The sequence below is a fragment of the Leclercia sp. Marseille-Q4284 genome (assembly GCF_916618945.1).
In the GTDB taxonomy this organism is placed as follows: domain Bacteria; phylum Pseudomonadota; class Gammaproteobacteria; order Enterobacterales; family Enterobacteriaceae; genus Enterobacter; species Enterobacter tamurae.
Genome location: NZ_CAKAKG010000001.1, coordinates 1695979 through 1716520 on the forward strand (window position 1 = coordinate 1695979; position 20542 = coordinate 1716520).

At 59.3% G+C, this 20542-nt stretch carries 20 protein-coding genes; 10 read left to right on the forward strand and 10 right to left on the reverse strand.

Going from position 1 to position 20542, the window contains the following annotated elements; all coding sequences use genetic code 11:
• The first annotated feature begins 4 nt into the window (after nt 1-4).
• The 3 genes from LG383_RS07880 to LG383_RS07890 all read left to right on the forward strand — a co-directional run bounded on the left by LG383_RS07880 (nt 5) and on the right by LG383_RS07890 (nt 3026).
• Nucleotides 5-1072 (forward strand): tartrate dehydrogenase, encoded by a 1068-nt coding sequence (locus tag LG383_RS07880; protein ID WP_166182497.1) that lies wholly within the window; start codon nt 5-7, stop codon nt 1070-1072.
• Nucleotides 1073-1075: 3 nt separating this feature from the next.
• The gene (locus LG383_RS07885; RefSeq protein WP_225758765.1) at nt 1076-2338 is read left to right on the forward strand and encodes a glycerate kinase; all 1263 of its coding nucleotides are present in this window, start codon (nt 1076-1078) and stop codon (nt 2336-2338) included.
• A 241-nt stretch (nt 2339-2579) separates the two neighbouring features.
• The gene (locus LG383_RS07890; RefSeq protein WP_225758766.1) at nt 2580-3026 is read left to right on the forward strand and encodes a hypothetical protein; all 447 of its coding nucleotides are present in this window, start codon (nt 2580-2582) and stop codon (nt 3024-3026) included.
• Nucleotides 3027-3173: 147 nt separating this feature from the next.
• Here LG383_RS07890 and LG383_RS07895 read toward each other — a convergent pair whose 3' ends face one another.
• The 3 genes from LG383_RS07895 to LG383_RS07905 are packed head-to-tail and all read right to left on the reverse strand — an operon-like array spanning nt 3174 to nt 4365.
• Nucleotides 3174-3410, reverse strand: a complete 237-nt coding sequence (locus LG383_RS07895; RefSeq protein ID WP_225758767.1) for a hypothetical protein — start codon at nt 3408-3410, stop codon at nt 3174-3176.
• Nucleotides 3410-3886 (reverse strand): DUF2778 domain-containing protein, encoded by a 477-nt coding sequence (locus LG383_RS07900; protein WP_225758768.1) that lies wholly within the window; start codon nt 3884-3886, stop codon nt 3410-3412. The genes LG383_RS07895 and LG383_RS07900 overlap by 1 nt, the downstream gene beginning before the upstream one ends.
• On the reverse strand, nt 3883-4365 hold the full coding sequence (locus LG383_RS07905) for an Hcp family type VI secretion system effector (RefSeq protein WP_225758769.1): 483 nt from the start codon (nt 4363-4365) through the stop codon (nt 3883-3885). The genes LG383_RS07900 and LG383_RS07905 overlap by 4 nt, the downstream gene beginning before the upstream one ends.
• Before the next feature lie 283 nt (nt 4366-4648).
• On the opposite strand from LG383_RS07905, the gene fusA reads away from it, so the two are divergent.
• Together fusA and LG383_RS07915 are read left to right on the forward strand one after the other, a co-directional pair.
• A complete protein-coding gene (gene fusA, locus LG383_RS07910; RefSeq protein ID WP_225758770.1) occupies nt 4649-6751 on the forward strand; it encodes an elongation factor G in 2103 nt (700 codons plus the stop codon).
• A gap of 15 nt (nt 6752-6766) precedes the next feature.
• Entirely contained in the window at nt 6767-7384 is a 618-nt protein-coding gene (locus LG383_RS07915; RefSeq protein ID WP_225758771.1) for a serine protease, read from the forward strand.
• Here LG383_RS07915 and LG383_RS07920 read toward each other — a convergent pair.
• Nucleotides 7378-7953: a flavin reductase family protein gene (locus LG383_RS07920; RefSeq protein ID WP_225758772.1), complete on the reverse strand. Its 576-nt coding sequence runs from the start codon at nt 7951-7953 to the stop codon at nt 7378-7380. The genes LG383_RS07915 and LG383_RS07920 overlap by 7 nt on opposite strands.
• Nucleotides 7954-8089: 136 nt before the next feature.
• Here LG383_RS07920 and LG383_RS07925 point away from each other — a divergent pair, with 136 nt between their 5' ends.
• The 4 genes from LG383_RS07925 (at nt 8090) to nhoA (ending at nt 12358) form a co-directional block, all read left to right on the forward strand.
• The gene (locus tag LG383_RS07925) at nt 8090-8782 is read left to right on the forward strand and encodes an ABC transporter ATP-binding protein (RefSeq protein ID WP_225758773.1); all 693 of its coding nucleotides are present in this window, start codon (nt 8090-8092) and stop codon (nt 8780-8782) included.
• Nucleotides 8779-9747 (forward strand): ABC transporter substrate-binding protein, encoded by a 969-nt coding sequence (locus tag LG383_RS07930; protein WP_225758774.1) that lies wholly within the window; start codon nt 8779-8781, stop codon nt 9745-9747. The genes LG383_RS07925 and LG383_RS07930 overlap by 4 nt, the downstream gene beginning before the upstream one ends.
• Nucleotides 9748-9785: 38 nt before the next feature.
• Nucleotides 9786-11441 (forward strand): iron ABC transporter permease, encoded by a 1656-nt coding sequence (locus LG383_RS07935; protein ID WP_225758775.1) that lies wholly within the window; start codon nt 9786-9788, stop codon nt 11439-11441.
• Nucleotides 11442-11512: 71 nt separating this feature from the next.
• Complete coding sequence (nhoA, locus tag LG383_RS07940; protein WP_225758776.1) at nt 11513-12358, forward strand: N-hydroxyarylamine O-acetyltransferase; 846 nt, start codon at nt 11513-11515, stop codon at nt 12356-12358.
• Nucleotides 12359-12386: 28 nt separating this feature from the next.
• On the opposite strand, the gene mazF is transcribed toward nhoA, so the two are convergent.
• Together mazF and LG383_RS07950 are read right to left on the reverse strand one after the other, a co-directional pair.
• Nucleotides 12387-12713, reverse strand: coding sequence for an endoribonuclease MazF (gene mazF, locus LG383_RS07945; protein WP_106992912.1), 327 nt, complete (start codon nt 12711-12713; stop codon nt 12387-12389).
• A complete protein-coding gene (locus LG383_RS07950; RefSeq protein ID WP_059307895.1) occupies nt 12713-12961 on the reverse strand; it encodes an AbrB/MazE/SpoVT family DNA-binding domain-containing protein in 249 nt (82 codons plus the stop codon). Before LG383_RS07950 ends, mazF begins: the two co-directional genes overlap by 1 nt.
• A 334-nt stretch (nt 12962-13295) precedes the next feature.
• Here LG383_RS07950 and LG383_RS07955 point away from each other — a divergent pair, with 334 nt between their 5' ends.
• The gene (locus tag LG383_RS07955; protein ID WP_225758777.1) at nt 13296-13745 is read left to right on the forward strand and encodes a hypothetical protein; all 450 of its coding nucleotides are present in this window, start codon (nt 13296-13298) and stop codon (nt 13743-13745) included.
• Between the two features lie 99 nt (nt 13746-13844).
• On the opposite strand, the gene narI is transcribed toward LG383_RS07955, so the two are convergent.
• Genes narI through LG383_RS07975 form a run of 4 tightly spaced genes read right to left on the reverse strand, consistent with a single transcriptional unit; the run spans nt 13845 to nt 20498 of the window.
• Nucleotides 13845-14525 carry a respiratory nitrate reductase subunit gamma gene (gene narI / locus LG383_RS07960; RefSeq protein WP_106992911.1) on the reverse strand — a complete coding sequence of 227 codons (681 nt, stop codon included), beginning with the start codon at nt 14523-14525 and terminating at the stop codon, nt 13845-13847.
• Complete coding sequence (narW, locus tag LG383_RS07965) at nt 14522-15217, reverse strand: nitrate reductase molybdenum cofactor assembly chaperone (protein ID WP_225758778.1); 696 nt, start codon at nt 15215-15217, stop codon at nt 14522-14524. The genes narI and narW overlap by 4 nt, the downstream gene beginning before the upstream one ends.
• A complete protein-coding gene (gene narH, locus LG383_RS07970) occupies nt 15217-16761 on the reverse strand; it encodes a nitrate reductase subunit beta (protein WP_225758779.1) in 1545 nt (514 codons plus the stop codon). Before narH ends, narW begins: the two co-directional genes overlap by 1 nt.
• Nucleotides 16758-20498, reverse strand: coding sequence for a nitrate reductase subunit alpha (locus tag LG383_RS07975; protein ID WP_225758780.1), 3741 nt, complete (start codon nt 20496-20498; stop codon nt 16758-16760). The genes narH and LG383_RS07975 overlap by 4 nt, the downstream gene beginning before the upstream one ends.
• Between the last annotated feature and the right edge of the window lie 44 nt (nt 20499-20542).

A 20542-nucleotide genomic window follows, 5' to 3' on the forward strand; every position in this document is an offset into this window, starting at 1 on the left:
ACAGATGAAAGATTACGCCATTGCAGCTATCCCCGCAGACGGTATCGGCCCGGAAGTGATCACCGCGGGTGTGGAAGTGTTACACGCGCTGGCCCAGCGTCAGGGCGATATGCGTTTCTCGGTGCACACCTTCGAGTGGGGCTCGGATTACTACAAAACCCACGGGGTGATGATGCCGGAAGACGGGCTGGAGCAGCTCAAAGCCTTCGACGCCATCTACTTTGGCGCGGTGGGTGCCCCGGACGTGCCGGATCACATCACCCTGTGGGGGCTGCGCCTGCCGATCTGTCAGGGCTTCGATCAGTATGCCAACGTCCGTCCAACCAAAATCCTGCCGGGCATTCAGTCCCCGCTGCGCAAGGCGGTGCCGGGCACCCTCGACTGGGTGATCGTGCGTGAGAACTCGGAAGGGGAATATTCCGGCCACGGCGGTCGCGCGCACCGCGGCCTGCCGGAAGAGGTGGGCACCGAGGTGGCCATTTTCACCCGCACCGGGGTAACGCGTATTATGCGCTACGCCTTCCGTCTGGCGCAGACCCGTCCGCGTAAGCTGTTAACCGTGGTCACCAAATCCAACGCCCAGCGTCACGGGATGGTGATGTGGGACGAGATCGCTGCCGAAGTGGCGCGCGAGTTCCCGGACGTCACCTGGGACAAAATGCTGGTGGATGCCATGACCGTGCGCATGACCCTACATCCGGAGTCGCTGGACACCATCGTGGCGACCAACCTGCACGCCGATATTCTTTCCGATCTGGCCGGCGCGCTGGCGGGCAGTCTGGGGGTGGCCCCGACCGCCAACATCGATCCCGAGCGTCGTTTCCCGTCGATGTTCGAACCGATCCACGGCTCGGCGTTTGATATCACCGGCAAAGGCATCGCCAACCCGGTCGCCAGCTTCTGGACCGCGGCCCAGATGCTGGAGCATCTGGGCGAGGGCGAGGCCGCCATTCGCCTGATGGCCGCCGTGGAAAAAGTCTGTGCTGAGGGCATCATGACCCCGGACGTGGGCGGCACGGCCAACACCCGCGAGGTCACTCAGGCGGTGATCCGCGCCATCGCAGAAGGCTGACCTATGGCACAACACGACGACAGCGCCCTGCAAGGGGCGCTTACTGAGATCTTCATGGCGGCAGTAAAGAGTGCCGATCCCCATGAAGCGCTGATTAAAGCCCTGCCGGAGAAACCGCGTGGGCGTTGCATCGTGGTAGGGGCAGGGAAAGCCAGTGCCGCCATGGCTGCCGCGCTGGAAGCCGCCTGGCCGGATGTCGATCTGCAGGGCGTGGTGGTCACGCGCTACGGTCATGCAGCACCGACGCAAAAAATCCGCATCGTCGAGGCGGCGCACCCGGTCTCGGATGCGATGAGCGAAGTGGCCTCGATGCTGATGATGGAGCAGGTCAAAAATCTTACTGCCGACGACTGCGTCATCGCACTGATCTCCGGCGGCGGCTCATCGCTGCTGGCCCTGCCGCGCAAAGGGATCACCCTCGCCGATAAGCAGGCGGTGAACAAAGCGCTGTTGAACAGCGGGGCGACCATTCAGGAGATGAATACCGTCCGCAAGCAGCTGTCGGATATCAAGGGCGGACGGCTGGCACTGGCGGCCAGACCCGCCCGGGTGATCACCCTGATTATCAGCGATGTGCCCGGCGACGATCCCCAGAGCATCGCCTCCGGCCCGACGGTGGCGGACAGCTCCACTGCAGAAGAGGCGCTGGAGATTATCGCCCGCTACGGTCTGGATCTGCCGGAGCCGGTGATGCGGGTTCTGCGCACCCCGCGCGCCCCGGTGACTGCTAAGGAGATAGACGACGATATCCGCCTAATCGGCACCCCATCCGGTGCGCTGGCCGCCGCTGCAGCCGTAGCGCAGCGGATGGGCTACACCCCGTTGATTCTGGGGGATGCCCTGGAAGGTGAAAGCGCCCAACTGGGGATTATGATGGCCGGGATCGCCAAATCGGTGAAGCAGCACGGCCTGCCGGTCAAAGGCCCGGCGGTGCTGCTCAGCGGGGGAGAAACGACGGTCACGATTGGGAGCGCAGGTGCCGGACGCGGCGGGCGCAACACCGAGTTCTTGCTCGCGCTGGCCTGCGCCCTGAAGGGCGAGGCGGGGATTTACGCCATCGCCGGAGACAGCGACGGGATTGACGGCACCGAGGATGCGGCGGGAGCGATTGTCACGCCGGATACGCTGGGTCGTACTTCGCTGGATGCGAAGGCGATGCTGCGCGGGCATGACAGCTACAGCTACTTCGCCGCCGCGGGGGATCTGGTGGTGACCGGGCCGACGTTAACCAATGTGAATGATATTCGGGTGATAGCGATCACCTGACGTGGGTTATGCCGGGCGGCAGCTGCGCTTTGCCCGGCCTACCACACCAATCCCGTAGGCCGGGTAAGGCGCAGCCGCAACCCGGCGTTTTTTTAATGATTTGCGAGGCTGCTTCCGGGAATGCCTCTTGCCGCCTCGTCTGTATCGCAGTATCTTCTTGTCGCGCCTGCAAAATCAGGCGTCGGGATTAGCCTCCTGAAACCTTAGTGAACAAACTTCGTTCATTTATCAGGAGATTCACATGGCTACGACCGCAACCCCAATTCACACATTAATTACCAGACCTTTCAACCATCTCACCGATTTCATCGAGCTTGCAGATAACTGCGAACGCTACGTTGAAGCGATGGTAGAAGCCGACGACACCCGGGATAAACTGGCCCTGTGCGGGCGGCTTTCCACCAGTCTTTCGCTACTTATGCCGACGCTTAACGATCCCATTCCGCCGGAAATGGTGGCTACGTTGACCATTGATACGCTGCCCACCCATCTCCCGGTGTTCGAGCCAGAAACCGATACTCTGTGCCGGTACTGCCAGGAACTCACTCAGCTAACAATGAGTGGCATGCTGACAAGCGAGCAGCAGCGTGTGATTGAAGATCTGCTGTTTGAACTGGTGAGTTATTTTAGCGACCGGCTGAAAGCCCCTCGCTGGTTGCGAACAGAGCAGGGCGACGTATTACTTTGATGTCGAAAAGAGATCTACTTCTTACAGCTGAATGTCCGTAATGAAGCAAGTATCTTAATTTGAGTCGTTAAATGTTTTCATCGAAGAGTTGTTGAGTCCATATGTACCGAAAAACCCCCTTATAGTTATCACCTATAAGGGGGCGTTTTATCTCTTCTTCAATGATGCACTTATATAAATAATGATGGCAACAATGAGTAACGATGCAATGCAGAGGGAAAGGAAATAATATTTATCCCATGTATCACCAGGTATGACCCCTGTAAAAATTCTTACCAGACTATAGGCTTTCATTTCTGGCATGAATAAAAATAAGGACGCTAATACCAAAACATAGAGAAACGCTTCCCCAACCCACAATAACACATAATGCATTGGCTTCATTAATACACCTGTATAGTACCGAAAGCAGTTAAAGAGGACGTTACTTGTATGGTTGGCGTTTTAAGCAAAGCATCACGTAACAGCATAAAATCAGATAGACGGGGCAAAGTAATACAACCTTCACTTACGCCTTTATAACCTGCTGGATGCAAGCGGAAATGTCCTCTTTCTATGTGTCCTATGAATGTAATATCGTCAATCTGTGCGTCATGTTTGTACAAAGCAAACCATACTGACCTGTCTGAACCTGATACAAACGACGCAAAAGCATCACTCAACCCTGTTAGTGCACCCCCGGTACCACGTGTAACAATATAGTACAAACCTGGCGGTAGCGGTCCGATAGAGGGGATTGCAATATCATTAGCATTGTTGCGTGATGTGCCTGTACCAGAATATGCAGGAAAAAAACCTATACCAGGGCAGCTCAGATTACTTAGCTGATTCCCATTTAGATGGAATGAACATTGGATCATCTTTCATTCCAGCTATCCGAGAAAATAACGTTCCCATCACAGTATTTCCATGTGATTTTCTCATAACGTAAGGATACCGCTTCCAGATGATTATGTTTTTCAGTTGCTGGATTTTTGCAGTCGTGCATCATAGGGCAGATTGAAATAACCTTAACATTCTCTAGTAACATGTTGAAGTATTCCTCTTCCTGCCCTGAATAATTGATTTTATACCATTTCAACTCGACGTTCTTAAGTGTTTGCCCCTGGGCTACAGCCTTGTAGATATAGGGGCTTGAGGAATCAAATTCTTTCTGGAATGTTAAAGGCGCGTGTAAGCGCGTTCCAGTGATTTTACCTGTACTGTTATCAGTCGGTAAGTGTAATCCATGACTAAAACCCAAAACCTCTATGCTTCCTTCGCGATTTTTAACATCTACCGATCCTTTAATATCAGCGCCACCATCATCTTTCATCCATAAGTAAGCTGGAATTGCCAATTTGTAATCCTTTATATAGTTGATGAACTCAATGAAAACCCTACATAAAATAATGTTAATTTGCAAAGATATTGAGTCCGAAAACAGAGGGGTATTGTTTTTACGTCTATGAAAACTTAATTCAACGGTGCTGGCTCGTATTGAATAACAGACGTCAAATTTTTCTCAGTCCACCCCCTGCAATATCACCCGTCCCCCCTTTGACAGGGCACTACACTGATCTACATACCTGCACGCGCTACCCCAGCGCGTGATTGTCATGTCCATTGAATAAGGATGCATCATGATCCGGTCCATTCCTCTCGAGCGTTATCGCAACATCGGTATCTCGGCGCATATCGACGCCGGTAAAACCACCACCACCGAGCGCATCCTGTTTTATACCGGGGTGAGCCATAAGATGGGGGAGGTCCACGATGGCGCGGCGATCACCGACTGGATGGCGCAGGAGCAGGAGCGGGGCATCACCATCACCTCGGCGGCGGTGAGCTGCTTCTGGTCAGGGATGGACCGCGGTTATGAGCCGCACCACATCAACATCATCGACACCCCCGGGCACGTCGATTTCACCATTGAGGTGGAGCGCTCCATGCGGGTGCTGGACGGAGCGGTGATGGTCTACGACTCCGTCGGCGGGGTGCAGCCGCAGTCAGAAACCGTCTGGCGGCAGGCCAATAAGTACCGGGTGCCGCGCATCGCCTTCGTCAACAAGATGGACCGTCCGGGGGCTGACTTCTTCCACGTGGTGCAGATGATGATCGACCGGCTGAAAGCCCACCCGGTGCCGATTGTCATCCCCATCGGGGCCGAGGAGCACTTCACCGGGGTGGTGGATCTGATCCACATGCGGGCCATCATCTGGGATGACGCTACTCAGGGGATGACCTTCAGCTATGCCCCGGTGCCGGACGATCTGCAGGCCACCGCCAAAACCTGGCGGGAGAAAATGGTCTCAGCGGCGGCGGAAGCCAGCGACGAGTTAATGGATAAATACCTCGAAACTAATGAACTCGACGAAGCGGAAATTATCAGCGGCCTGCGCAAACGCACGGTAGCCGGGGAGATCCAGCCGATGCTCTGCGGCAGCGCTTTTAAAAACAAAGGGGTGCAGCGGATGCTGGATGCGGTGATTGAGCTGATGCCATCCCCCCTCGACGTGCCCGCCATCGACGGCGTGGATGAAAAGGGGCAACATGCCGAACGTCATCCCAGCGATGAAGAACCTTTCTCAGCGCTGGCGTTCAAGCTGATGTCCGACCCCTACGTCGGGCAGCTGACCTTTATCCGCGTCTACTCCGGGGTACTGAAAAAAGGCGATGCGGTATTTAACCCGGTGAAGGGTAAGAAAGAGCGTATCGGGCGCATCGTGCTGATGCATGCCAACGATCGCCACGACGTCGAGGAGCTGCGGACCGGGGATATCGCCGCCTGCGTCGGGCTGAAGGATGTCACTACCGGTGACACCCTGACCGACCCCGGGGCAGTGATCACCCTTGAGCGGATGGAGTTCCCGGACCCGGTGATCTCCCTCTCCATCGAGCCGAAAACCAAAGCCGATCAGGAGAAAATGGGCATCGCCCTGCATCGACTGGCGGCGGAAGATCCCTCTTTCCATCTGCATACCGATGAAGAGTCCGGCCAGACCATTATTTCCGGGATGGGGGAGCTACACCTGGAGATCATCGTCGATCGCATGAAACGCGAGTTCGGTGTCGAGGCCAATATCGGCCGTCCGCAGGTCACCTACCGGGAAACTATCCGCAAAGGGGTGAGCGACATCGAAGGCAAGTTCGTTCGTCAGTCCGGCGGGAAAGGGCAGTACGGCCATGTGGTGCTGAGCCTCGAGCCGCAGGAGCCGGGCAGCGGCTTTGCCTTTGTCGACGCCACCAAGGGCGGGGTGGTGCCGCGGGAGTATATTCCGTCGGTGGAAAAAGGGCTGCGGGAGGCGATTAACAGCGGCGTGCTGGCGGGTTATCCGGTGGTCGATATCAAAGCGACCCTGACCTTTGGCTCCTATCATGACGTCGACTCCTCGGAGATGGCCTTCCGCATGGCGGCGATCTTCGGCTTTAAAGACGCGGCGCGCAAAGCCGATCCGGTGATCCTCGAGCCGATGATGCACGTCGAGGTTGAAACCCCGGAAGAGTACGCCGGGAATATTATGGGGGATCTCTCCTCCCGACGGGGGCTGGTGCAGGGGATGGAGGAGCAGTTCGGCAGCCAGATTATCCGCGCCGACGTGCCGCTGGCGGAGATGTTCGGTTACGCCACCACGCTGCGCTCCATGTCTCAGGGACGGGCCACCTACAGCATGGAGTTCCACCATTACGCCGAAGCGCCGCGTATCGTGGCCGATGAGATCATCGCCGGGCGGTCGAAAAAGTAGATCCTGGGGTGAACCATGAAGCGTCTGCATCTTGCTCTCGCCGCACTCATGGCACCCCTTACACTGCTGGGGTGCGTGGTGATGTCCGGCACCAGCCGCACTGACTTTTCCGCCACGAAGCAGGCGGATTTAGTCTTTATCGGTCTGCCTGCGCCACTGAACTGGCTGGCGGCGGGGATGCAGGGCACCACCTTTCCGGTCTCAAGCACGCTTTCTCTTACCGCCGCCCATGTCGCCGTGCCGCTGCTCAAGCCGGTCAGGGCGCAACATCCTGTTTGCGATGTGGCGGTGATTGGCGATAACAACCGCGGCAAGATCGTGCATCAGCTGGCGTACGCCAGGGTCGGGCGCAACGTGACTCTGTTCGGCTACAGCGCCATTAACAGCCTGCCCAAATCCAGCATGGGGAAAATCGACGGCTTCGTGAAGCGTGACGGCTGTTACTACGGCATCATCACCGGCGCGGGGGCGGTATCCGGCATGTCCGGCGGGCCGGTGGTGGACAGCATGACCGGGGAGACGGTGGGGATCATCACCAACGTCATCCCCGGCAAAGGGGCGGTGGCATTCGTCGCGGTGCAGGATTTTACTAACCTGCTGGACCGGATGCGTATTCCCTATAAGAGTTACTGACCCGGCGCTTTCACCTGCTTCCCGCTGGTCACAAAAGTCCCTGCGCCCAGGTGGTGCAGCGTATTGCGCTTATCGTCGTCAAACTGCCATCGCCCGTTCACGAACGCCCGTTCATCCGCAGCGGCAGAGACCACTTCGCCAAACAGGGTGTCATACTTTTCCGCAGCCGAGGTGGCAGGCAGCAGACGGCACTCCATCCACGCCAGACACTTCTCCTCAATCACCGGTAGCCCCAGCACCGGGCCGTTGAACGCCGGAATGCCGTAGCAGTTGAACTTATCCTCATCCCGGCCGCTGACGCTGCCCACTGCATACGTCCAGTTGGTGGCCGCCACGCCGGGAATGACGATCCCGAACCTGCCGCTGCGCTCGATCAGCTCCCGCGACCAGGCGCTTTTATCCACCACGATGGCGATCCGCGGCGGCTCGAACTCCACCGGCATCGACCAGGCGGCGGCCATCACGTTGCGGCGGTCGATGGTCTCGTCGCGGCTGGTGATCAAAACGGTCGGGCCGTGATTCAACAGGCGGCTGGCGTGCATTAACTCAACGGGGCGGAAGTGGCTCATCGATTTTCCTCATAAATAGCGTCAGAGCATTAAACGGCTGAAAGCCATTGGAAATCAAGCTGCAACAAATGCGTAATTAATTCGTCACACAAGCTGCCTACAGTGGCGAGCATCAAATCCCAAAGAGGATAACAATATGCTCACTTCCATCACGCTCAAAGGCGTCTCGTACGCTTTTGGCGCGAACACCGTTTTGAATCAAATCGATCTGCATATCGAGCCGGGTAGCGTGGTTGCGCTGCTGGGGCCGTCGGGTTGCGGCAAAAGCACGCTGTTGCGTTTGCTGGCGGGGTTAACCCAGCCCGCAGAAGGGGAGATCCATTTTGGCGATCGCCTGGTGGCGAAAACCGGATGGGCCTTACCGCCGGAAGCCCGGGACATCGGCATGGTGTTCCAGGATTACGCCCTCTGGCCGCACATGACCGTGGAACAGAACGTGTCGTTCCCACTGCGAATGCGCCATATCCCGCGTCAGGAATGCGACCGCCGGGTAGCGCAGGCGCTGGCCCGCGTCGGGTTAAGCGATTTCGCCGACCGCAAACCGGCCGGGCTCTCCGGCGGGCAGCAACAGCGCGTGGCGCTGGCCCGGGCGATTGTCGCCGAGCCGCGGGTGCTGCTGTTTGACGAGCCGCTCTCCAACCTCGACAGCGAACTGCGTGGAACCTTGTGTCACGAGATGGCCACGCTGCTGCGCCAGCTCGGCACCACCGCCGTCTATGTTACCCACGACCGCCGGGAGGCTGAAATTCTGGCCGATCGCATCGTGCATTTGTCTGCTGGCAGCGTCGCTGCCGATCGTTTGATTACATCTTCAGGGGAGTTCGCATGAAAGCTGCAATGTCCGTTAAAAAAGGAGTGCTGTTAGCCATGGCGTTATCGTCCGTTATAATCTCCAGCGCCCACGCGCTGACCGTCTACACCGCAGGCCCGGGGTCGCTGGCTAAAAACCTCGCCAGCGGTTTTGAAAAGAAAACCGGCGTGAAGGTGGATATCTTCCAGGCGACTACCGGCAAAGTGATGGCCCGCCTTGAGGCGGAGCAGGCGAATCCGCAGGCCGATATTCTGATCTCCGCCTCCTGGGATACCGCAGAAGATCTGCATAACCGCGGCTGGCTGCTGCCGTACCAGAGCGCCAATGCGGCGAAGGTGCCTGCGGATCTGAAATCTGACGACTACGTCGCGCAGGGCATTTCAGCGTTGGGCATCGTCTGGAACACAAAAAGCGGCACCCCGGAGCCGAAAGAGTGGCGCGATCTGACCACCGCGGCCTTCAAAGATAAAGTCACCACCCCGGACCCGGCGCTGTCCGGCGCGTCGCTCGATCTGCTGATCGGGCTGCAAAATGGGATGGGCGATAAGGCCTGGACCCTGTTTGATGAGCTGAAAAAGAACGGCATGGTGGTCAGCGGCCCGAATGCCCAGGCGGTGACGCCGGTGATGCAGGGGGCCAAAGCGGCGGTGTTTGGCGCGGTGGATTATGTGTCGTACGGTAACATCAGCCAGGGCGAATCCCTGAAGGTGATCTTCCCGGCCAGCGGGACGGTGATCGCCCCGCGTCCAATGATGATCCTTAAATCCACCCAACACGCGGAGGATGCCAAAGCCTTCGTCGATTACGTCCTGTCGCCAGAAGGCCAGGCGATGGTGGCCGATGCCTGGCTGATGCCGGCCCGTGGCGACGTGCAGGCTAAGCGCCCGCTGCTCAACGATCTGAAAATCCTGCCGACCAAAAGCGATGGTACAAGCGAACGCAGCGATATCCTCAAGCGTTTCAACACGCTCTTCACCTTATAATCACCTGACGGGGGCAACCCCGTCTTCAGGACTGTTTTGTGAACCCTAAATTCTTGTCGGTGACGACGCTGGCGCTGCTGGTGATCCTGGTGGCGTCTCCGCTCACGTTTATTCTGCTGCAGGCGGTGTTTCCGCAGTTCAGCGCCGGCGTTTTCGCCGGGGCCTTTAGCGGCGTCGCGACGCTGCTGGCCGAGCCGCAACTGCCCACCATGCTGGGCGGTACGCTACAGGTGGCGGTCGGCGTGGCGCTGGTCAGCGCCCTGATTGGCTTTCCCCTTGGCGTGGCGCGCGGGCTGCTTAATCTGCCGCTGCCCCGGCTGTGGGATCTGCTGTTTCTGATCCCGTTTTTAACCCCGCCCTATATCGCCGCGCTGTCGTGGATGCTGGTGCTGCAAACCAACGGCTATCTGCAACAACTCACCGGCCTTAACCTGAATAATCTGCTGTTCAGCCAGACCGGGATCGTGCTGGTGATGGCCCTGAACATCTTCCCGGTGGTCTATTTTGCTGTGTCGCGTAGCCTGCTGGCCAGCGGACAACGGCTGGCGCTGGTGGCGCGCGTACACGGCGCCACTCCCGGCCGGGCCTTCTGGCATATCACTCTGCCAATGCTGTCGCCGTCGCTGGCGGCGGGGATGCTGCTGGCCTTCACCCTGGCGATTGAGGAGTATGGCGTGCCCGCGGCGCTCGGGACCCGTGCCGGGGTACTGATGCTCACCACCGATATCGAGAAAAAACTCGCTGAATGGCCGATCGATCTGTCGGGGGCGTCGATGCTCTCGGTGGTGTTGGTGACCATCGCCCTGAGCGCCTGGTGGCTGCAGAAAAAGCTGACCGGCAATCAGGACGTGACCAGTATTACCGGCAAACCGACGGAGAACATGGGCGCGGATGCGGGGGGCTTTACCCTGCCGATAGTAGCGCTGCTGGCCCTGACCGGATTTATCGCGGTGATCCTGCCGGGAGCCTCCATGGCCTTGTCCGGGGTGCTGGGCACCTTATCGGGCGGGGTGACGCTCGCCAATCTGACGACCTCCCACTATGCGGCGTTATTCAGCCAGCAGGGGGACGCCCTGTCGGCGCTGGGCACCAGTCTGTCGCTGGCCCTTGGCGCGGCCTGTATCACCGGCTTGCTCGGCCTGCTGGCCGCCTGGCTGGTGGTGGTGCAGAAGATCAAAGGCCACGGGCTGGTGGATGCGCTGTCGCTGATGCCTGCCGCGCTGCCCGGCGTGGTGGTCGGGGTGGGGCTGATCCTGCTGTGGAACCAGCCGTTCTGGCCGGTCTCACCCTATAACAGCTGGGCGATCCTGCTGCTCTCCTATTGTTGCCTGCTGCTGCCGTGGCCGGTGCGCTATGTCGGCAGCGCGCTGCGCCAGCTGGGGGGCAACCTCGAGCCTGCCGCGCGGGTGCATGGCGCGTCGGCATTGCAGGCGTTGCGCTTTATCGTCCTGCCGCTGGTCTCTCAGGCGATGCTGGCGGCGATGCTGATGGTGTTTGCCATCGCCTCGCGGGAGCTTGTTACCTCGCTGCTGCTGGCCCCGGCGGGGACGCAGACCGTGTCGGTATTCATCTGGCGGCAGTTTGAGCAGGGCTCGGTCGGGCAGGGAATGGCGATGGCGACCCTGACGCTGCTTACCGGGCTGGTATTAATGCTCACGGCGCTGGGGATCATGCAGCGCTCGGCTCGGGGATAAAAAGCACTATTGCGACAGTGGACGGGTAAAAATAGTTTATAAACAAGGGAGACTGTAAAAGGAAACTGATTATGACCCCGTTTTTAAGCGCCTATTTCGCCCGTACCGGCTGGCAGCAGCCGGTTTCTGTGGACATCAACACCCTGCGGGCGCTGCATTTGCAGCACAACAGTACCATTCCGTTTGAAAATATCGATGTGGTGCTGCCGCGGGAGATCCAGCTCGATGAGCAATCCCTGGTGGATAAGCTGGTCACCGCCCGGCGCGGGGGCTACTGCTTTGAGCAGAACGGCCTGTTTGAGCGGGTGCTGCGTGAGGTGGGCTTTAACGTCCGCAGCCTGCTGGGCCGGGTAGTGCTGGCGAATCCGCCCCACATGCCGCCGCGCACGCATCGCCTGCTGCTGGTGGAGCTGAACGATGAACGCTGGATCGCCGATGTCGGCTTCGGCGGGCAGACCCTGACGGCACCGATTCGGTTAATCGCCGAGGAGGAGCAGGCGACGCCGCACGGGGTCTACCGGCTGATCAACGACGGCCAGGACTGGGTGCTCCAGTTCCGTCATCATGATCACTGGCAGTCGATGTATCACTTCGACCTCGCCGCCCAGTATCAGACCGATTACGTAATGGGCAACTTCTGGTCCGCACACTGGCCGCAGTCCCATTTTCGTCATCATCTGCTGATGTGCCGCCATCTGCCGGACGGCGGTAAACTGACCCTCACCAACCTGCACTTTACCCACTGGCAGGACGGGCACGTGGTGGAGCAGAGTAATTTGCCGGATGCCGGGGCGCTGTATCAGCTGATGCAGGAGCGGTTCGGGCTGGGGGTGGACGATCCGAAGTACGGTTTTTCACTGGCAGAACTGACGGCGGTGATGGCCGGGTTTGAAACCCATCCACAGGCGGGGAAATAGGGCGGGAAGGGGCGTAAGCCCCTTTCTGTTAGCCGATGAGAACCTTAGCGCGCATTCTCACGGCATCCAGTTCTTCGGCGGTTGCCGTTCCCTTTTTCACCGCGTTACGCGCCCGCCAGTCCAGATTTTTGATCTGATCGGCGAGGGCGACGTTGCGGCGTGAACCGCTAATAACCACTTCGAAGGGATAGTTTTTGATTTGCGACGTGAGCGGACAACAGAGCATCAAACCGGTACGTCCATTGTAGGTGGCGGGTGAAATAACCAGCGCGGGGCGATGTCCTGCCTGTTCATGTCCTGACTGCGGATCAAAATCCAGCCAGACGATATCGCCCGCTTCCGGGATGTAGTCCATTACAGCAGCTCCTTACCTTGCGGTTCCCCGAAGGTGACTTCGTGATGCAAATTGTCGTCGGTGATCGCCGCGAGCAGCGATTCCAGCGTCGGTTCGTCCTTTCTGACCGGTGTCAAAATAATACGTCCTTCTTCGTCTACGTTAACGTTCACCACATCGTCAACGTGCAGTTCTGCCTCACGCATAACCGCGACAGGGAGCCTGACGGAAGGGCTGTTACCCCATTTTTTAACGGTGACCTGCGGCATAAAAACACTCCAGATGTTGATACAAAGTATCGCCATCTTAGGCGGGGTCATTCTGGTGTGTCAACATTGTTGATACAGTGGAAATGTTGCAATGCCGGGCGGCGCTGTTGTGCGGTTTGATGCCCTCACCCTAACCCTCTCCCACAGGGAGAGGGAACAAACATCAAAAACGGCAACGGGGTTGCCGTTTTGCTTTTACCTCCGCCACCCGGCGGGATGTATTGACCCGGATCTCCAGCGAGTATCTCTTCGAATGTTGCTGATGTTGAGTACAATAATGCCGCCTGGATAATAAACCAGGACGCTTATACTCATCATCACAAGGCATATTGATATGGAAATCTTGTCGCAGAATAAATTTAGCTCACTGGGCATGCTACTGGGCGCTTTCGCCCTGGTGCTTGGGATAGTGCATTTCTCTTTTGGTCCTTTCTCTTCACCACCTCCATCCCTGGAAACGGTGGTTGCTGAGCAGGTCGCTGCCGTTAAAAAGGGCATTATTGCTGGCATAACCGGGAACACGCCTGCAATCGCAGAAAACCGCACTCTGGATGTTGACCGGCTTCTCCATAATGGTGGGATTGTTCTTGCCATCGCCGGGTTGGGGCTCGCGTTTATCGGCGGTATGCGAAAGGAGAATCGCTGGGGCATACGTGGCGCTATGGCGTTTGCCGGAGGCACCTTGATCTTTCATACCGTACTGTTTGGCATCGGGGTTGTTTGCGCCATTATTGTGCTAATGGTGATCCTTTCCATAGTGAGTGCTCTTTTGCCGGGTATCTAGCCAGTCGGTAACGCCGGGTGGCGCTGTCGCTTGCCCGGCCTACATGGTGCGGTTTTCCAGGACGGGTAAGGCGCAGCCGCCACCCGGCGTGGTTCGGGCTTATCTCCGGGATCTCACCAGCTGATAGCGCCGGGTGATGTATTCGAACGGCGCGCTCCAGACGTGGACCAGTCGAGTGAAGGGGAAGAGCAGGAAGATGGTCATCCCCAACACCAGATGGACGCGGAATATAAATGCTACCCCGGTCAGCATTTCAGACGAGCCCCCGCGGAATGTGAAGATCCCCTGCGCCCAGCCGACCAGCTTCAGCATTTCGCTGCCGTCCGGGTATTGCGCCGAGAACGGAATGGTCGTCAGGCCGAGCACGCACTGGGTCAGCAGAATGCTCATGATGATAATATCCGGCGTGGTGGAAGTGGCGCGCACCCGCTGATTAAACAGGCGACGATACAGCAGCATCGAGCCGCCAATCAGGGTCAGCACCCCGCAGATCCCCCCGGCAATCATCGCCAGCTGCTGCTTGACCGCCATCGGCAGGAACCAGGCGTACATCCAGTGTGGGGTTAACATCCCGAACAGGTGGCCGAAGAAAATCCCAATAATGCCGATGTGGAACAGGTTAGAGCCCCAGTTCATGCCGCGCTTGTCCAGCAGCTGGCTGGAGGAGGCGCGCCAGGTGTACTGGCCGTAGTCATACCGCAGCCAGCTGCCGAGGAAGAAGACCGCGGCGCAGATGTACGGATAAATATCAAAGAAAAAGACGTTCAGATGGTGTGTCATTTTGGGCCTCCGGCGCTGACGTCTACGTACTGCGGCGCGACGTCCTGGCTAAAGCGTCGTTGATATTGCTGCATGGGCGAGCTGTCGCACGCCGTGGCGTTATCCTCAATAAACTTCACCTGCTCCTCTTCCCAGACCGCATCCAGCGCCTGGCGGGTATCGTCCCGTTTTTCACCTGCCACCTGCTGCGTGACACTGTCACAGGAAAGCTTGCTCCCCGCGAACTTCAGTAGGGCGTCGAACAGTTGATAATGCGCCACCTGGCGCTGTTTCAGCCGTCCACCAATCAGGGCCAGGATCGGCGCGACGTTCTGTAACCCCTCCCGGACCTGCGCCTCGGGCACAATGCTCAGATACTCCAGATAGAGCGGCAGATAGTCCGGCAGCTCGCGGCAGTCGAGCTGAAGCCCGGCCTGCTCGTACTGACTCATCAGGTCGACCATCGCCTGACCGCGATCCCGGGATTCGGCATGCACATGTTCAAACAGCAGCAGCGAGGTGGCGCGCCCGCGTTCGAACACCTCGCACCACTCGGCCTGGCGATCGAGCAGCGGGGCATTAAGGTACTGCTGCGCAAACGGCAGCAGCCCCGGCGCGTCCTGCGCCACGAGTGAGATCGCCTCGTCGCGGCTCTCCCACAGCGCCTCGTCTGGATACTCAATCAGCAGGGCGATAATTTTGAGGATCTGCATCACTCTCCCTCCCCATGTTCGCGCACCTCGGTGATGTTGATGGCATCGATGCGGCTACTGTTGAACAGGTTGAATTTAGTGTCGGAGCCGTGGCAGCCGTCGCCGAAGGTAAAGCCGCAGCCGTTTTTCTCCGGGAAGGCGTCACGGGCCATCTCCCGGTGGCTGGTCGGGATCACGAAGCGGTCTTCGTAGTTGGCGATGGCGAGATAGCGGTACATCTCCTCCACCTGCTCGACGCTGAGGCCCACTTCCTCGATGGCGCGGGTATCGGTCACGCCTTCCACGGTCTGGGAGCGTTTGTAGTGGCGCATCGCCATCATCCGTTTCAGGGCGCGCAGCACCGGGCCGGTATCGCCCGCGCTGAGCATATTGGCCAGATACTGCACCGGAATGCGCAGGCTTTCGACCGCCGGGAGGATGCTGTCGGTCTGCGGCAGGCCACCGGCATCGGCATAGGACTGGATCGGTGACAGAGGTGGCACATACCAGACCATCGGCAGGGTGCGGTACTCCGGGTGCAGCGGCAGGGCCAGCTTCCAGTCCATCGCCATTTTGTAGACAGGGGAACGCTGGGCCGCGTCGATCACGTTCTGCGGAATACCTTGCTTAACCGCCTCTTCAATAATCGCCGGGTCGTGCGGGTTGAGGAACACGTCGCACTGACGCTCATAGAGATCGGTTTCGTGTTCAGTGCTGGCCGCCTCTTCGATACGGTCGGCGTCATACAGCAGTACGCCGAGGTAGCGGATGCGTCCAACGCAGGTTTCCGAGCAGACGGTGGGCTGGCCGGATTCGATACGCGGGTAGCAGAAGATGCATTTTTCTGACTTGCCGCTCTTCCAGTTGAAGTAGATCTTTTTGTACGGACAGCCGCTGATGCACAGACGCCAGCCGCGGCACTTGTCCTGGTCGATCAGTACGATGCCATCCTCTTCGCGCTTGTAGATCGCCCCGCTCGGACAGGTAGCCGCACAGCTCGGGTTCAGGCAGTGCTCGCACAGGCGCGGGAGATACATCATGAAGGTGTTTTCGAACTGACCGTACATCTCCTTCTGCATCCGGTCGAAGTTGCGGTCCCGGGCGCGCTTCTCGAACTCGCCCCCCAGCAGCTCCTCCCAGTTTGGCCCCCACGTGATTTTGTCCATCCGCTTGCCGTCAATCAGCGAGCGCGGGCGGGCGGTGGGCAGGTGATTGCCCTCCGGGGCGCGGTGCAGATCCTGATAGTCAAAGGTGAAGGGCTCGTAGTAGTCGTCGATCTGCGGCATCTGCGGGTTGGCGAAGATTTTTGACAGCACCCCCAGCTTGCCGCCGAGGCGCGGGGTCAGCTTGCCGGAAATGCCGCGGATCCAGCCGCCTTGCCACTGCTCCTGGTCCTCCCAGTTTTTCGGGTAGCCGATGCCCGGCTTGGTTTCGACGTTATTAAACCAGGCGTACTCCATCCCTTCGCGCCCGGTCCAGACGTTCTTGCAGGTCACCGAGCAGGTGTGACACCCGATGCATTTGTCGAGATTGAGTACCATGCCAACCTGTGAGCGTATTTTCATTTTTTCGCCTCCTGTACCTGATCCCGACCTTCGCCATCCAGCCAGTTAATGTTTTTCATTTTGCGGATCATGATGAACTCATCGCGGTTCGACCCGACGGTGCCGTAGTAGTTGAAGCCATACGCCAGCTGGGCGTAGCCGCCAATCATGTGGGTCGGTTTCGGACAGATGCGGGTGACCGAGTTGTGGATCCCCCCGCGTCGTCCGGTCACTTCTGAACCCGGAATGTTCAGAATGCGCTCCTGGGCGTGGTACATCATGGTCATCCCCGGCGGCACGCGCTGGCTGACCACCGCGCGGGCGGTGAGGGCGCCGTTGGCGTTGAAGCACTCGATCCAGTCGTTATCCTCGATGCCCAGCTCGCGGGCGTCGGTTTCGCTGATCCAGACAATCGGCCCCCCGCGCGACAGGGTCTGCATCAGCAGGTTTTCGCTGTAGGTGGAGTGGATGCCCCATTTCTGGTGCGGGGTCAGGAAGTTCAGCGCCTTCTCCGGGAAGCCGTTAGGTGGGATCTCGCGCATGTGGGTCACGCTGCGGGTATCAATCGGCGGACGATAGGCCACCAGACTCTCACCGAAGGCGCGCATCCACTGGTGATCCTGATACAGCTGTTGACGCCCGGAGAGGGTGCGCCACGGGATCAGCTCGTGGACGTTGGTATACCCGGCGTTGTAGGAGACGTGCTCGCTCTCAATGCCGGACCAGGTCGGGCTGGAGATGATTTTGCGCGGCTGGGCCTGAATATCGCGGAAGCGGATCTTCTCGTCTTCCTTGTTCAGCGCCAGATGGCTGTGCTCGCGACCGGTGAACTCGGCCAGCGCCTCCCAGGCTTTGACCGCCACCTGCCCATTGGTTTCCGGGGCGAGGGCGAGGATCACCTCCGAGGCGTCAATCGCTGTCTCAATGCGCGGACGGCCTTTCGCCGGGCCGTCGAGCTTGACGTAGTTGAGCTTGCCGAGGAAATCGACCTCGTCCTGGGTGTTCCACGAGATGCCTTTCCCGCCGTTGCCGAGCTTGTCCAGCAGCGGCCCGAGGGAGGTAAAACGCTCGTAGGTGTCCGGGTAGTTACGCTCGACCACGGCAATGCCTGGGGCGGTTTTGCCCGGGATCAGGTCGCATTCGCCTTTGCGCCAGTCGGCAATGTCGAACGGCTGGGAGAGCTCCGCCGGGGAGTCGTGCTGCAGAGGCTGCAGCACCACGTCGGTTTCGGTTCCCAGATGCCCGACGCAGACCTCGGAGAAGACTCTGGCGATGCCCTTGTAGATCTCCCAGTCGCTGCGCGATTCCCAGGCCGGGTCCACCGCGGCGGAGAGCGGATGAATAAACGGATGCATATCCGAAGTATTCATATCGTCTTTCTCATACCAGGTGGCGGTGGGCAGGACGATATCCGAGAACAGGCAGGTGCTGGACATACGGAAATCGAGTGTCACCAGCAGATCCAGCTTGCCCTCGATAGCGGCGGTCTGCCACTCCACCTCTTCCGGCTTCACGTCATCGGTATTACCAAGGTCATCGCCCTGAATACCGCTCTCGGTCCCCAGCAGGTACTTGAGCATGTACTCGTGGCCTTTCCCGGAGGAGCCGAGCAGGTTTGAGCGCCAGACGAACAGGTTGCGCGGGTGGTTTTTTCCGCTGTCCGGCTGCTCGCAGGCCATGCGGATATCGCCGGATTTCAGCCCCTGGGCGGTGTACTCCTGCGGCGACATGCCTGCCGCCTCCGCCTGGGCCTTGATGTGCAGCGGGTTAAGGTTCAGCTGCGGTGAAGAGGGCAGCCAGCCCATGCGCTCGGCGCGCACGTTAAAGTCGATCAGATGCCCGGTGAACTTCGAGGCGTCCGCCAGGGGAGAGAGCAACTCCCGGGCGGTGAGTTTTTCATAGCGCCACTGGCTGGCGTGGTTGTAGAAGAACGAGGTGCTGTTCATCTGGCGCGGCGGACGGTTCCAGTCCAGCGCGAAGGCCAGCGGCAGCCAGCCGGTCTGCGGGCGCAGCTTCTCCTGGCCGACATAGTGCGACCAGCCGCCGCCGCTTTTGCCCACGCAGCCGCAGAAGACCAGCATGTTGATCATCCCGCGGTAGTTCATGTCCATGTGATACCAGTGGTTGACCCCGGCACCGAGAATGATCATCGACCGGCCATGGGTTTTGTGCGCCGTGTCGGCGAACTCCCGGGCGATCTGTTCGATGTGGCGACGCGGCACGCCGGTGATCTGCTCCCCCCAGGCTGGGGTGTAAGCTTTGATCTCGGCGTAATCTTTTGCCGCGAGCTCATCCTCCAGGCCGCGATCGAGGCCGTAGTTGGCCAGCACCAGATCGTAGACGCTGGCGACCTGCAGCTGGCGGCCATCGGCGAGGGTCAGGGTTTTCACCGGCAGCTGGCGGACCAGCACCGGCTCCTGCTTCACGCTGCGGAAATGCGGGTTTTCATTGCCGCCAAAGTAGGGGAAAGCCACGCCGGCGACGCTGTCGTGGGTGCCGAGCAGGGAGAGCGTCAGCTCGGTCTCCTGACCTGCCGCCTGGGGTTCGAGGTTCCATTTGCCTTTTTCGCCCCAGCGGAAGCCGATAGAGCCGTTTGGCACCACCAGATCGCCGGTGGCGGTAAAGGCGACGGTTTTCCACTCCGGGTTATTGGCTTCGCCCAGCCCGTCAGCAAGGTCGGAGGCGCGCAGCATCCGGCCCGGCACATAGCTGCCGTCCTCACGCGGATCGAGCATCACCAGCATCGGCATGTCGGTATAGCGACGGCAGTAGTTGAGGAAGTAGTCGCTCGGGTTATCGAGGTGGAACTCTTTCAGGATCACGTGGCCCATCGCCATCGCTAAAGCGCTGTCGGTGCCCTGTTTCGGTGCCAGCCACTGGTCGCTGAGTTTTGCCACTTCCGAAAAGTCCGGGGTGATGGCGATGGTTTTGGTGCCTTTGTAGCGCACCTCGGTAAAGAAGTGGGCGTCCGGGGTACGGGTCTGCGGCACGTTGGAGCCCCAGGCGATGATGTAGCTGGAGTTGTACCAGTCTGCGGACTCCGGCACGTCGGTCTGCTCGCCCCAGGTCATCGGCGAGGCGGGCGGCAGGTCGCAGTACCAGTCATAGAAGCTGAGGCAGGTGCCGCCCAGCAGGGAGAGATAGCGGGTGCCGGCGGCGTAGGAGACCATCGACATCGCCGGGATCGGCGAGAAGCCTGCCACCCGGTCCGGGCCGTAGTGTTTGATGGTCCAGACGTTGGCGGCGGCGATAAGCTGGTTCAGCTCTTTCCAGTTCGAGCGGATAAATCCGCCGTGACCGCGCGCCTGCTTGTAGCTCTGGCTCTTTTGCGGATCATTCTGGATGGCATTCCAGGCCAACACCGGATCGCTGTGCTGGGCCAGCGCCTCGCGCCACAGCTCGATAAGTTTGCGGCGCACCAGGGGGTACTTCAGGCGGTTGGCGCTGTAAAGATACCAGGAGTAGCTGGCCCCGCGCGGGCAGCCGCGCGGCTCGTGGTTTGGCAGGTCGGGGCGGGTGCGGGGGTAGTCGGTCTGCTGGGTTTCCCAGGTCACCAGGCCGTTCTTGACGTAGATCTTCCAGCTACAGGAGCCGGTACAGTTCACGCCGTGGGTGGATCGCACAATTTTGTCGAACTGCCATCGCTGGCGATAGCTGTCCTCCCAGTCGCGGTTGGTGTGCATCACCTGACCGTGTCCATCCGCGAAGGTCTCGCCTTTGAGTTTGAAATAACGAAAGCGATCCAACAATTTACTCATGACGTTTCTCCTGACGGAGCGACTCCCGCCCCGTGGTTACACTG